We start from the raw sequence: 13,707 nt of genomic DNA, 5'->3' as shown, positions 1-13,707 counted from the left end.
TAACGGGCGGGGCAGGCGCTGGCCAGCCCCGCCCGTTTTGTTTTTTGCGCGGCCGTATGCGCCTCGATGGACGCAACGCCGCCTGAATGCCTCGCAGATAAAGAGGTGGAACCATCATGCCGAAAAAACGTACTTCCCCGAATCGCAACGTGCAGATCGCGGATCAGATCCAGCGCGATCTGTCTGAGCTGATGCGCGAAGTGAAGGACCCGCGAATCGGGCTCGTGACGATCCAGAGCGTGGAACTCACGCCCGACTACGCGCACGCCAAGGTCTACTTCACGACTCTCACGGGCGACCCGAAGACCACGCAGGAAGCGCTCAATCACGCCGCCGGCCATCTGCACAACCAGCTCTTCAAGCGCCTGCACATTCACACGGTGCCGACGCTGCATTTCCACTATGACCAGTCGGTCGAGAAGGGTGTCGAGATGTCGCGCCTGATCGACGAGGCGAACGCGACGCGCGCGAAAGACGACTGACGCGGGCAATGACTGCATCATCGAAACAGAATCATGGCGGGCAGCGATCTGACGCGCCTCGACCGAAGGTCCCGCGCCGCCTGCTCGACGGCGTGCTGCTGCTCGACAAGCCCGTTGGGCTTTCGAGCAACGACGCGTTGATTCGTGCGAAGCGTCTGTACCGCGTGAAGAAGGCCGGCCACACTGGCACGCTCGACCCGCTCGCGTCGGGTCTGCTGCCGCTGTGCTTTGGCGAGGCGACCAAGTTTTCGCAGGATCTGCTCGAAGCCGACAAGACCTATGAGGCGACCATGCGCCTCGGCATTCGCACGGCTACCGGCGACGCCGAAGGCGAGCCGATCGAAACGCGCGAGGTCTCCTGCGACGAAGCCGCCGTGCGTGAGGCGATGACGCGCTTTCTCGGCGACATCGTGCAGGTACCGCCGATGTATTCCGCGCTCAAGCGCGACGGCAAACCGCTCTATGAGTATGCGCGTGCGGGCCAGACGGTCGAGCGCGAAGGGCGCGAGGTTACGATCCTCGCGCTGGAGATGATCGCCTGCGCGCTTCCCGAGGTTCCCGAAGTGACATTTCGCGTGACGTGCAGCAAGGGCACGTACGTGCGCACGCTGGCTGAAGATATGGGCGAGGCGCTCGGCTGCGGCGCGCATCTCGTGATGCTGCGGCGTACGGGCGTGGGCGCGCTCACGCTCGAACATGCGGTGACGGTCGACGCGCTCACGGCCGCCGACGAGCCCGAGCGCGACACGTGGCTGCGCCCCGTCGATGCGCTGCTCTCCACGTTCCCGGCCGTTAAGCTCAATGCCGAAGCGGCGCGCCGCTTCACGCATGGCCAACGCTTGCCGCTCAACGAGCTGGTGCTCGATCGTGTGGTTTGCGAAGCGGCTGAACGCGTGCGAGTGTATGCAGAAGACGGACGCCTGCTCGGCGTCGCGAAGGCCGCGAACGGCGTGCTTGCGCCGGAGCGGCTGGTGGTCAGCGGCGCAGCCTGAGTACGCTTGCGTCGCGCCTGGCGCGCACCAACAAAAACGGCACGTCGGTGAATTACCGGACGTGCCGTTTTGCTATGGACAGCCGCAAGCACTAGCGCATCGACGTCAATGCGCTGCCGAAGCCGCTGCACCCGCGTCCGCACCGCCCGCACGCTCGGGGCGCGTGATCCAGATGAGGGCGATCAGCACGATGAAGATCATCGAGGAAATCCAGAACAGGTCGTTCACGCCGAGTTGCGCGGCCTGCTGCGAGAGCATCCGGTCGAAGAGCCCGTGCGCTTGGGAAGGATCGAGACCCGCGCCCTGGAACTGCTGCATCGACTGGTTGAAGACGGGGTTTGTGGGCGTAGCCACTTCGTTCAGGCGCGCGTGGTGGAACGTCGTCCTGTGATCCCACGCCGTTTCGAAGATCGAGGTGCCGATACCGCCGCACATGATCCGCACGAAGTTCGACAGGCCCGAGGCCGCGGGAATGCGATGGCCCGGCAGACCCGACAGCGTGATGGACACGAGTGGAATGAACAGACCCGCCATGCCGATGCCCTGGATGAGCGTAGGCAGTGTAAGCGCCCACGTGTCCACGCCCGTCGTGTATTGCGAGCGCATCCAGAAGCACAGCGCGAACACGATGAAGGCTGTCGTCGCGATATAACGCGGGTCGGTGCGCGGCAAGATCTTGCCCGTGATCGGCGACAGCAGGATGGCGAAGAAGCCCACGGGCGCCATCACGAGGCCAGCGTCCGTTGCGGTGTAGCCGAGCGTGGTTTGCAGCCACAGCGGCAGCAGCACGAGATTGCCGAAATACAGCCCGTAGCCCACCGATAGCGCGATCGTGCCGCCTGTGAAATTGCGCCGCGCGAAGAGCGACAGGTCCACAACCGGATGAGCGGCGGTCAGCTCCCACACCACGAAGAACGCGAATGCGATCACGGCGGTGAGCGCGAGCACGACGACCGTGGTGGATGAGAACCAGTCGAGGTCCTTGCCCTTGTCGAGCATCACCTGCAGCGAGCCTACCCAGATGATGAGGAGCGCGAGGCCCACACCGTCGATCGGCGCCTTCCTCACCTCCGAATCGCGATTGCGGAAGATCGCCCACGTGGCGAGCGCCGCGACGATGCCCACCGGAATGTTCACGTAGAAGATCCAGGGCCACGAGATGTTGTCGGATATCCAGCCGCCGAGAATCGGCCCGGCCACCGGCGCGATCAGGGTGGTCATCGACCACATCGAGAGCGCCATGGGCGCTTTCGCCCGCGGATAGCTCGCGAGCAGCAGCGTTTGCGAAAGCGGGATCATCGGGCCGGCCACGGCGCCCTGCAGCACGCGCGAGGCGAGCAGGAAGGGCAGCGTGGGCGCGAGGCCGCACATCCAGGACGAGATCACGAACAGGATGATCGACGCCATGAACAGGCGCACCTGGCCGAAACGCTGCGTGAGCCAGCCGGTGAGCGGCACGGAGATCGCATTCGCCACCGCAAACGAGGTGATGACCCAGGTGCCCTGGTCCGACGACACGCCGAGGTCGCCCGAGATCGACGGGATCGACACGTTCGCGATCGAGGTGTCGAGCACGTTCATGAACACCGCGAGCGACACCGCGATGGTGCCGATCACGAGTTGCGCGCCCTGTAGCGGCGGATGCGCGACGGGTTGTTGTGCTGCTGCCATTGCGTCCTTTCTTGTTGACCTGCTGGAGGCCGCGCGAAACAAAGCGGCGCGGGCTGAGGATCAGCCCGCGCCGGCGTTTGCGAGTGCTTTTATCAGGGCTTCAATCAGCCTTTTGCGCCCGGCTTCGCCGCGTGAGCGGACGACACCTGCGCCTTCGCGGCCGCGTTGCCGGTTGCGCCGCTGGCGTTGTTGCTGGCGCTAGCCGCCTTGTGCGCACTCGGACCGGCGTTTTCGGCGATGATGCGCGCGATTTCCGCGTCGGCTTCCGCGCCGTACTTGGCGAACACATCGGTCTCGTAGACGGTGTTCTGCGCATTGCCGAGCTGCGTGCCCGAATCGTTGCGGATGCTCACGTCCACCTGCATCGAGAGGCCGATACGCAGCGGGTGCTTCTGCAGGTCTTCCGGATCGAGCGAGATACGCACCGGCAGGCGCTGCACCACCTTGATCCAGTTGCCCGTCGCGTTCTGCGCAGGCAGCAGCGAGAAGGCCGAGCCCGTGCCCGCCGAGAAGCCCACCACCTTGCCGTGATAGACGACCGACGAGCCATACACGTCGGCTGTCATTTCGACCGGCTGGCCGATGCGCATGTGCTTGAGCTGCACTTCCTTGAAGTTGGCGTCGACCCACAGCGAGTTCAGCGGCACCACCGACATGAGCGGATTGCCCGGCGAGACGCGCTGGCCCACCTGCACCGAGCGCTTGGCCACGTAGCCGGTAACCGGCGCGGGCAGCGTGTTGCGCGCATTCGCCAGATAGGCGTCGCGCACCTTGGCGGCGGCGGCCTCCACGTTCGGGTGATTGGCGATGGTCGTGTTCGCGGTCAGCGCGCGGTTCGCGGCGAGCTGCTGCTGCGCGGCTTCGAGCGCGGCTTCGGCGCTGCGCACGGCGTCGCGGGCGTGCGAGATCTCTTCCTGCGAGACGGCGCCCGTCTGCGCGACCTGCATGCGGCGGCGCAGGTCGTCCTGCGCACGCGAGAGGTCGGACTGACGCTGGGCGACTTGTGCTTCGTACTGGCTGTCGTCGGCGAAGAGGCCGCGCACCTGGCGCACCGTCTGCGCGAGTTGCGCTTCGGTTTGCTCGAGCGTGACGCGCGCGTCGGCCGGGTCGAGCAGCACGAGCGGGTCGCCGACGTTCACGGTCTGCGTGTCGTCTGCCTTCAGAGCGATCACCGTGCCGGTGACCTGCGGCGTGATCTGCACCACGTTGCCGTTCACGTAGGCGTCGTCCGTGCTTTCGGTAAAGCGCGCGACGAGGAAGTAGTACAGGCCGTAGGCAACGGCTGCAATCACGATCACGAGGACAAGCAGCGTCATCATGCGCTTGCGCTTGCCGCTGTTCGCGTTCGGCTGCGGATTGGCTGCCGGCTGCTGGGGGGTGCTCATGGAAGGATCTCCGGATGCTTGCGTGCTGTTCGTTCAGTTTTTGATGTTCGTGTGCTGCTCGGCGCTCAGGTCGACGCTCAGTTCGACATGGGCGCGGCGTTTGCGGTGTTCGCCGCTGCCGCCGCGTTCTGCGGCGAGCGCGTACCGCGCCACGGTGCGCCGTTCACGTCGCTCTGGCCGCGCGCTTCGCTGCCGACTTCGGCGGGCGGCGTGAGCCCCGCGCCTTGCGCTTCGAAGCCGCCGCCAAGCGACTTGATGAGCGCCATCTGCTGGTCGCGGCGCTGCGCCTTCAGGTTCGACACCGTCTGCTCCGCGGCGAGGCGGTTCTGGTCGGCGGTGAGCACCTGAAGCTGCTCGGAGAGCCCCGCCTTGTAGCGGATCACCGCGAGCTGCCAGGCCTTGGTCGACGCGTCGAGCGCGCGCTCGGCGTCCACCAGCTGCCGGTCGGCCGAGTGGATCGTCGACACGTTTGTCGCCACGTCCTGGAACGCGCCGATGAGCGTCTGGTTGTAGTTCGCCACATCGAGCTCGAAGTCGGCGTAGCGGCCCTTCAGTTGCGCGCGCAACGCGCCCGCGTCGAAGAGCGGCAAATGCACGGCCGGGCCGATGTTCGCCTGGCGGCTCGTGAAGTTCAGGAATTTGCCCCAGCCGAACGCGTCGAAGCCGAAGCCGGCCGCGAGGTTCACGTCGGGATAGAACTCGGCCTTGGCTTCCTTCACGTCGTGCATCGCGGCTTCCACCTGCCAGCGCGCGGCGACGATGTCGGGACGGCGCGCGAGCAGGTCGGCGGGCAGATTGTCGGGCAGAGCGACGTTGGCGACCGGGTTGAGCACCGGTTGCGCGATTTGCAGGCCGCGGTCGGGGCCCTTGCCGAGCAGCGCGCCGAGCTGATAGCGCACCGATTCGATCTGGCCGTCGATCTGCGAGAGGTTCGCCTGGCTCGTCGCAATGTTGCCGTTCGCGGTCTGCTTCTCGACGTTGGTGTCGAGGCCCGCCACCACGCGGCCGTTCGTGATCGTGCCAATGGTCCTGCGGTTGTCGATCTCGTGCACCGCGATGTCGCGCAGTTCGTAGAGCTGGGCGAGCTGGTTGTACGTGCGGGCAACCGAAGAGGCGAGCGTGATGCGCGCCTGCTGCATGTCGGCCTCAGCGGCCCGCTGCGAGGACACGGCTTGTGCGAGGCGCTGACGGTTCTTGCCCCAGAGGTCAAGATCCCACGAGGCGCTCGCGAGGACGTTGTTCTCGCTGTACCAGGTGCCGCCGTACGGGGGCGGGAACAGGGCGTTGGCCGAGTACAGCTCGCGAGTCCACGAATAGCTCAGGTTGGCCTTCGGGAAGAGCGCCGAGCGCGAGGTCTCGATATACGACGACGCCTTGGCAAGGCGCGCCTGCGCCTGAGCGATGCTCGGGCTGCCTTCGAGTGCCTCATCGATCAGCTTGGGCAGCTGCGGGTCGCCGAACTGGTTCGCCCAGTCGAGCGTGGGCCACTGGCCGCCTTGCGCCGGAATGCTCTGCGAGCTTTCGAACTGCTGCGGCTGATCGATGGCCTTGTCGCTCTTGATGCCGATGTAATTCGCGCAACCCGAAAGGGCGAGCGCCGCGACCGCGGCGGCGACCGCCGCCCGGCAGGACAATGCCCGCACGGCCGGAACTGGCGCAAACTCGGTTTGGGATTTCATTGCTCGTCTCGATGCGTGAGAGTGTGTGGTGATACTGGACGATGCAGCTATTTTCTTGGTCGGCGATTTCAAATTTGCTTGCCCCGTCATCAATTCTCCGGCGCGTTCGGGTTCGAGTTCTGGCTAGCTTCGCAGCTATTCGACAGAATCCGCCGCAACATGCTCTTCAGGAAGCCGACTTCCTCCGGCGTGAATCCGGCCGACAAATGCTCCGTCACGCTGCGGAAAATCGCTGGCATGCGCGCGGCGATGGCAAGGCCCTCGGGTGTGAGCGCGAGGCGTACCGCGCGGCGGTCTTCGGAACTGCGCACGCGCTTGAGCAGGCCGCGCTTCTCCAGTCGGTCGACGAGGCGTGTGACGGCGCTCGCGTCGATGCCGTACTCCCGGGCGAGTTCGGCCGCGAGCGTGCATTTTCCGGTCGCCACCATGAAGAGGATGCTGGCCTGCTGGCTCGTCACGCCCAGTTCGGCAACGGCGCGCTGGGTGACCATGTTCGACATGGTCGATTTCACCCGCGAAATCAGGTAGCCGACGCTTTCGCCGAGGTCGTAGTCGCGGACTTCGGTCGGCGGCGTGGGTGTCGGATCCGTCATGATTCTGCTGCGAGTGCAATGGTTGACCAGGCAGGGATTATAGGGGCGGTTAATTGACGCGGCAAGGTTTATTCTGCCTTTGCCGAGAAACCTTTGCAGAGGCGGGGCTTAATCCGGCCCCATGGGCATGGGAAAATGTGGCGTGAACAGCGCGCCGCGGCGCCGTCGCATGTCTGCCCGCGTTGCGCGGTTGCGACGTCCGGCCGGCCGATCCAGGGCGCTCCCTTATATGCGCAAGATCAATTCATTCGCGCATGCTATAATTTTAGGTTCCCAAAGTGCGTCATCGCAGCGATGCTGAATTGACCCGCCGGCAGTAGTCCGGGGCGGATCGAAGCGGCGGCCGCGCGCCCTTGCCGGGCCTGCCAGCAGGGCATGCGCGGCGCACTCAACTGTACCCAGGTTCCTATGTCCCGCGCTCTTCGCAACATCGCCATCATTGCCCACGTCGACCACGGCAAGACCACGCTCGTCGACCAACTGCTGCGCCAGTCCGGCACCTTCCGCGACAACCAGCAGATCGCCGAACGCGTCATGGACTCGAACGACATCGAAAAAGAGCGCGGGATCACGATTCTCGCGAAGAACTGCGCGGTCGAGTACGAAGGCACCCACATCAACATCGTCGACACCCCGGGCCACGCCGACTTCGGCGGCGAAGTGGAGCGCGTGCTCTCGATGGTCGACTCGGTGCTGCTGCTCGTCGACGCCGTGGAAGGTCCGATGCCGCAGACGCGCTTTGTCACGAAGAAGGCGCTCGCGCTAGGCCTGAAGCCGATCGTCGTCGTCAACAAGATCGACCGTCCGGGCGCCCGTATCGACTGGGTGATCAACCAGACCTTCGACCTGTTCGACAAGCTCGGCGCGACCGAAGAGCAGCTCGACTTCCCGGTGGTGTACGCCTCGGGCCTGAACGGCTATGCGTCGCTGTCCGCGGACGCGCGCGAAGGCGACATGCGTCCCCTGTTCGAGGCGATCCTCGAACACGTGCCGGTGCGCGACGCCGATCCGGAAGGCCCGCTGCAGCTGCAGATCACGTCGCTCGACTACTCGACCTACGTCGGCCGTATCGGCGTGGGCCGCATCAAGCGCGGCCGCATCAAGCCGGGTCAGCCGGTGGCGCTGCGCTTCGGTCCGGACGGCGAGGTGATGAACCGCAAGATCAACCAGGTGCTGTCGTTCAGCGGTCTGGAGCGCGTGCAGGTCGAGTCGGCGGAAGCCGGCGATATCGTGCTGATCAACGGCATTGAAGACATCGGCATCGGCGCGACGATCTGCGCGGTCGACACCCCGGAAGCCCTGCCGATGATCACGGTGGACGAGCCCACGCTGACGATGAACTTCCTCGTGAACTCGTCGCCGCTCGCCGGCCGCGAAGGCAAGTTCGTGACGAGCCGCCAGATCCGCGACCGTCTCACGAAGGAACTCAATCACAACGTCGCGCTGCGCGTGAAGGACACCGGCGACGAAACCACGTTCGAAGTGTCGGGCCGTGGCGAACTGCACCTGACGATCCTGATCGAAAACATGCGCCGCGAAGGCTACGAACTGGCCGTGTCGCGTCCGCGCGTGGTGCTGCACGAAGTCGACGGCGTGAAGCAGGAGCCGTACGAAATGCTGACCGTGGACGTCGAAGACGGCCACCAGGGCGGCGTGATGGAAGAGCTGGGTCGCCGCAAGGGCGAAATGCTCGACATGGCTTCGGACAGCCGCGGCCGCACGCGTCTCGAGTACCGCATTCCGGCCCGTGGCCTGATCGGCTTCCAGGGCGAGTTCATGACGCTCACGCGCGGCACGGGTCTCATGAGCCACGTGTTCGACGCCTACGGCCCGGTCAAGGAAGGCACGCTCGGCGAGCGCCGCAACGGCGTGCTGATCTCGCAGGACGACGGCGCCGCTGTCGCCTACGCACTGTGGAAGCTGCAGGACCGCGGCCGCATGTTCGTAAAGCCGGGCGACGCGCTGTACGAAGGCATGATCATCGGCATTCACAGCCGCGACAACGACCTCGTCGTGAACCCGATCAAGGGCAAGCAGCTCACCAACGTGCGCGCCTCGGGCACCGACGAAGCCGTGCGCCTCGTGCCGCCGATCCAGATGTCGCTCGAATACGCCGTGGAGTTCATCGACGACGACGAGCTCGTCGAAGTCACGCCGCAGTCGATCCGTCTGCGCAAGCGTCACCTCAAAGAGCACGAGCGTCGCCGCGCGAGCCGCGAAGGCGCTGCCGAGTAATTTGCAGTCACCGCTTTTTTTCCGCACTGCAATGCAAACAGAAATACAGGAAAGCCGCCGCTTTACGGGCGGCTTTTTTGCGTCTGGCGGGGATTGCATTGCGGTGCAGGAAGAGAGCATTGCGAACGCCGCAAAAGCCCATATAAAAAGAGTTCCCGCGTGGTGTTCGGTCGCATTGCATCCTGTGGCGAGATGCGCATATGCGCTATACTCCGCGGATGCATGATTTAGGTCCTTCCAAGCAGACTTGATTCGCAATCCGCTAAACGGTCAGGCCGTGGCGCGGAAGGTTGAGTAACCCGCTATTTCTCGAGAAACTCGAAGAAAGGTGAGCGTAAATGTCGGAAACGATGAAGCAATTCCAGTCGAACTCCTATTTGTTCGGCGGCAATGCTCCGTATGTCGAAGAGCTATACGAAGCATATCTTGACAACCCTGCGTCCGTTCCGGACAACTGGCGTGAGTACTTCGACGCACTGCAAAACGTGCCGTCGTCGAGTGGCACGGCAGATAACGACATCGCCCACGGGCCGATCGTCGAATCCTTCGCCCAACGCGCGAAGGCCAACGCATTTGTTCAGCGCGGTGGCGGCGAAGATCTCGCCACGGCACGCAAGCAAGTCTACGTTCAGTCCCTGATTGGCGCCTATCGATTCCTCGGCTCGCAATGGGCCAATCTCGATCCGCTCAAGCGCCGCGAACGTCCGAACATCCCCGAACTCGAGCCTGCGTTCTACGACTTCACCGAAGCCGACATGGACCAGACGTTCAGCGCCACGAACCTGTACTTCGGTTTCGAGCGCGCGACGCTGCGCGAGATCGTCAAGGCGCTGCGCGATACGTACTGCGGTACGCTCGGCGCCGAGTACATGTACATCAGCGATCCTGAACAGAAGCGCTGGTGGAAGGAGCGTCTCGAGTCGATCCGCTCGACGCCGAACTTCTCGAACGACAAGAAGAAGCACATCCTGCAGCGCCTGACGGCCTCCGAAGGCCTCGAGCGCTTCCTGCACACCAAGTACGTCGGCCAGAAGCGCTTCTCGCTCGAAGGCGGCGAGTCCTTCATCGCCGCGATGGACGAAGTCGTTCGTCACGCGGGCGCGAAGGGCGTGCAGGAAATCGTCATCGGCATGGCTCACCGCGGCCGTCTGAACGTGCTGGTCAATACGCTCGGCAAGATGCCGGCTGACCTCTTCGCCGAATTCGAAGGCAAGCACGTCGACGACCTGCCGGCAGGCGACGTGAAGTACCACAAGGGCTTCTCGTCGGACGTCGCGACCGAAGGCGGTCCGGTCCACCTGTCGCTCGCGTTCAACCCGTCGCACCTCGAAATCGTCAACCCGGTGGTCGAGGGCTCGGCGAAGGCCCGTATGGATCGCCGCGGCGATGCAGACGGCCTGCAGGTGCTGCCGGTGCAGATCCACGGCGACGCGGCCTTCGCAGGCCAGGGCGTCGTGATGGAAACGCTGAACCTCGCGCAAACGCGCGGTTACGGCACGCACGGCACGCTGCACATCGTCATCAACAACCAGATCGGCTTCACGACCTCGGACCCGCGCGACGCGCGTTCGACGCTCTACTGTACCGACGTGGTCAAGATGATCGAAGCGCCGGTGCTGCACGTGAACGGCGACGATCCGGAAGCGGTCGTGCTGGCGATCCAGCTCGCGGTCGATTTCCGCACGCAGTTCCACAAGGATGTCGTGGTCGACATCATCTGCTTCCGTAAGCTCGGCCACAACGAGCAGGACACCCCGGCGGTCACGCAGCCGCTGATGTACAAGACGATCGCGAAGCACCCGGGCACCCGTGCGCTTTACGCCGAGAAGCTCGTGCAGCAAGGCGTGATCACGGCCGAAGACGCAGACAACTACGTCAAGGCCTACCGCGCCGCGATGGACGAAGGCCACCACACGGTCGACCCCGTGCTCTCGAACTACAAGAGCAAGTACGCGGTGGACTGGGTGCCGTTCCTGAACCGCAAGTGGACCGACGCTGCCGACACGGCCGTGCCGCTCGCCGAACTCAAGCGTCTGGCTGAGCGCATCACCACGGTCCCCGAGAACTTCAAGGTTCACCCGCTGGTCGAGCGCGTCATCAACGACCGCCGCGCGATGGGCAAGGGCGAAGCGAAGCTCGACTGGGGTATGGGTGAGCACCTCGCGTTCGCGTCGCTGGTCGCCTCGGGCTACGCAGTTCGCCTGACGGGCCAGGACTCGGGCCGCGGCACGTTCACGCACCGCCACGCCGTTCTGCACGACCAGAACCGCGAGCGTTGGGACGACGGCACGTACGTGCCGCTGCAGAACATCGGCGAGAACCAGGCGCAGTTCACGGTGATCGACTCGGTGCTCTCGGAAGAGGCAGTGCTGGGCTTCGAATACGGCTACTCGACCGCCGAACCGAACACGCTCGTCGCGTGGGAAGGCCAGTTCGGCGACTTCGTCAACGGTGCGCAGGTCGTGATCGACCAGTTCATCTCGTCGGGCGAAGTGAAGTGGGGCCGCGTTTCGGGTCTCACGATGTTGCTGCCGCATGGCTACGAAGGCCAGGGTCCGGAGCACTCGTCGGCGCGTATCGAGCGTTTCCTGCAGCTGTGCGCCGAGCACAACATGCAGGTCGTTCAGCCGACCACCCCGGCCCAGATCTTCCACGTGCTGCGCCGCCAGATGATCCGCCTGTTCCGCAAGCCGCTCATCATCTTCACGCCGAAGTCGCTGCTGCGTCACAAGGAAGCCGTGTCGGATCTGTCCGAACTCGCGAAGGGCACGTTCCAGCCGGTCATCGGCGAAGTGGACGAAGCCATCGACGCGAAGAAGGTCAAGCGCGTGGTCGCCTGCTCGGGCCGCGTGTACTTCGACCTCGTGGCACACCGCCGCGAAGCGAAGGCGAACGACGTCGCGATCATCCGTATCGAACAGCTCTATCCGTTCGCACACAAGCAGTTCGAAGCCGAGCTGAAGAAGTACGACAACGCGACCGAAGTGGTCTGGGTGCAGGACGAGCCGCAGAATCAAGGCCCGTGGTTCTACATCGAGCATCACCTGAAGGAAGGCATGAAGGAAGGCATGAAGCTCGCGTACAGCGGCCGTCCTGCTTCCGCCTCGCCTGCTGTTGGCTACTACGCGAAGCACTACGAGCAGCAGAAGGCGCTGATCGAAGGTGCATTCGGCCGCCTGAAGGGCGCGCAGGTCGCGAAGTAAGCACTAGAGCAAATCGAACCGGGAAGGCGTGTGAAATCAACGCGCGCTTTCCCGCGCTCAAGTGCGCGACCCGGTTCGTCATACGGGGATGTCCCCGAAAAAGTATTCAGGAAAATCACATGGCTATCGTAGAAGTGAAAGTCCCGCAGTTTTCGGAGTCGGTGTCGGAAGGCACGATGCTGCAGTGGAAGAAGAAGCCGGGCGAAGCAATCGCCCAGGACGAAGTGGTCATCGAGATCGAAACCGATAAGGTCGTGCTCGAAGTGCCCGCGCCGGCTGCCGGCGTGCTCGCCGAGATCATCGTGGGCGACGGCGCAACCGTCACGAGCGAACAGGTGATCGCCAGGATCGATACGGAAGCCAAGGCTGGCGCCGCTGCGGCCCCCGCAGCCGCAGCCGCTCCGGCTGCAGCCGCGGCTCCCGCCGCTGCACCGGCTGCTGCCGCCGCAACGACGGCAAGCAGCACGGTTGCCTCGCCCGCAGCGACGAAGCTGATGGCGGAGAAGGGTCTCGCCGGCGGCGACGTTGCCGGCACGGGCCGTGACGGCCGCATCACGAAGCAGGACGTCCTCGGCGCAGGCGCACCGAAGGCCGCTCCCGCAGCCGCACCGGCCGCGAAGCCGGCTGCCGCCAAGCCGTCGCTGCCGCAAGTCAACGCACCGGCATCGGCTGCGAACTGGCTCAACGACCGTCCGGAACAGCGCGTGCCGATGTCGCGTCTGCGTGCGCGTATCGCCGAGCGTCTGCTCGAGTCGCAGCAAACCAACGCCATCCTCACGACGTTCAACGAAGTGAACATGGCGCCGGTCATGGATCTGCGCAACAAGTACAAGGACAAGTTCGAGAAGGAACACGGCGTGAAGCTCGGCTTCATGTCGTTCTTCGTGAAGGCTGCGGTGCACGCCCTCAAGAAGTTCCCGCTTGTCAACGCGTCGATCGACGGCAACGACATCGTCTACCACGGCTACTTCGACATCGGTATCGCAGTCGGCTCGCCGCGCGGTCTGGTGGTGCCCATTCTGCGCAACGCAGACCAGATGAGCCTCGCCGACATCGAGAAGAAGATCGCCGAATTCGGCCAGAAGGCCAAGGACGGCAAGCTTTCGATCGAAGAAATGACGGGTGGTACGTTCTCGATCTCGAACGGCGGTGTGTTCGGCTCGATGCTCTCGACCCCGATCATCAACCCGCCGCAGTCGGCGATCCTCGGCGTGCACGCGACGAAGGAACGCGCTGTGGTGGAGAACGGCCAGATCGTGATCCGCCCGATGAACTACCTCGCGATGTCTTACGACCACCGCATCATCGACGGCCGCGAAGCCGTCCTGTCGCTGGTCGCGATGAAGGATGCGCTGGAAGATCCGGCTCGTCTGCTGCTCGACCTGTAAAGATCGACCTCATCAAGCATCAAGTCTCACACTGAGCGCCGTGCGCGCGGACTCCGGAAACCGGGCTCCGCGTGCCGCG

General features: G+C 64.5%; 9 protein-coding genes. 5 read left to right on the top strand and 4 right to left on the bottom strand.

Translation table 11 applies throughout. From position 1 onward, the window contains the following. Window positions 1-116 precede the first annotated feature (116 nt). Both rbfA and truB read left to right on the top strand, forming a co-directional pair. A complete protein-coding gene (gene rbfA, locus M3I53_RS01620) occupies window positions 117-482 on the top strand; it encodes a 30S ribosome-binding factor RbfA (RefSeq protein ID WP_042272510.1) in 366 nt (121 codons plus the stop codon). Window positions 483-490: 8 nt separating this feature from the next. Next, window positions 491-1,474 carry a tRNA pseudouridine(55) synthase TruB gene (gene truB, locus M3I53_RS01615; RefSeq protein WP_254314231.1) on the top strand — a complete coding sequence of 328 codons (984 nt, stop codon included), beginning with the start codon at window positions 491-493 and terminating at the stop codon, window positions 1,472-1,474. Between the two features lie 105 nt (window positions 1,475-1,579). On the opposite strand, the gene M3I53_RS01610 is transcribed toward truB, so the two are convergent. The 4 genes from M3I53_RS01610 to M3I53_RS01595 all read right to left on the bottom strand — a co-directional run bounded on the left by M3I53_RS01610 (window position 1,580) and on the right by M3I53_RS01595 (window position 6,802). Further along, window positions 1,580-3,145, bottom strand: a complete 1,566-nt coding sequence (locus M3I53_RS01610) for a DHA2 family efflux MFS transporter permease subunit (RefSeq protein ID WP_254314230.1) — start codon at window positions 3,143-3,145, stop codon at window positions 1,580-1,582. A 104-nt stretch (window positions 3,146-3,249) separates the two neighbouring features. After that, window positions 3,250-4,530 (bottom strand): EmrA/EmrK family multidrug efflux transporter periplasmic adaptor subunit, encoded by a 1,281-nt coding sequence (locus M3I53_RS01605; protein WP_254314229.1) that lies wholly within the window; start codon window positions 4,528-4,530, stop codon window positions 3,250-3,252. 77 nt (window positions 4,531-4,607) lie between these two features. Then, on the bottom strand, window positions 4,608-6,209 hold the full coding sequence (locus M3I53_RS01600) for an efflux transporter outer membrane subunit (RefSeq protein WP_254314228.1): 1,602 nt from the start codon (window positions 6,207-6,209) through the stop codon (window positions 4,608-4,610). 89 nt (window positions 6,210-6,298) lie between these two features. Beyond that, complete coding sequence (locus M3I53_RS01595; protein ID WP_254314227.1) at window positions 6,299-6,802, bottom strand: MarR family winged helix-turn-helix transcriptional regulator; 504 nt, start codon at window positions 6,800-6,802, stop codon at window positions 6,299-6,301. A 408-nt stretch (window positions 6,803-7,210) separates the two neighbouring features. On the opposite strand from M3I53_RS01595, the gene typA reads away from it, so the two are divergent. The 3 genes from typA (at window position 7,211) to odhB (ending at window position 13,628) form a co-directional block, all read left to right on the top strand. Beyond that, window positions 7,211-9,037 carry a translational GTPase TypA gene (gene typA / locus M3I53_RS01590; protein ID WP_254314226.1) on the top strand — a complete coding sequence of 609 codons (1,827 nt, stop codon included), beginning with the start codon at window positions 7,211-7,213 and terminating at the stop codon, window positions 9,035-9,037. A 338-nt stretch (window positions 9,038-9,375) separates the two neighbouring features. Further along, on the top strand, window positions 9,376-12,240 hold the full coding sequence (locus tag M3I53_RS01585) for a 2-oxoglutarate dehydrogenase E1 component (protein ID WP_254314225.1): 2,865 nt from the start codon (window positions 9,376-9,378) through the stop codon (window positions 12,238-12,240). A gap of 119 nt (window positions 12,241-12,359) precedes the next feature. Beyond that, the gene (gene odhB, locus M3I53_RS01580; RefSeq protein ID WP_254314224.1) at window positions 12,360-13,628 is read left to right on the top strand and encodes a 2-oxoglutarate dehydrogenase complex dihydrolipoyllysine-residue succinyltransferase; all 1,269 of its coding nucleotides are present in this window, start codon (window positions 12,360-12,362) and stop codon (window positions 13,626-13,628) included. Window positions 13,629-13,707 lie beyond the last annotated feature (79 nt).

This window comes from Paraburkholderia sp. CNPSo 3272 (assembly GCF_024206495.1).
Classification (GTDB): Bacteria; Pseudomonadota; Gammaproteobacteria; order Burkholderiales; family Burkholderiaceae; genus Paraburkholderia.
This window is presented reverse-complemented; position numbering and strand designations above follow the sequence as displayed.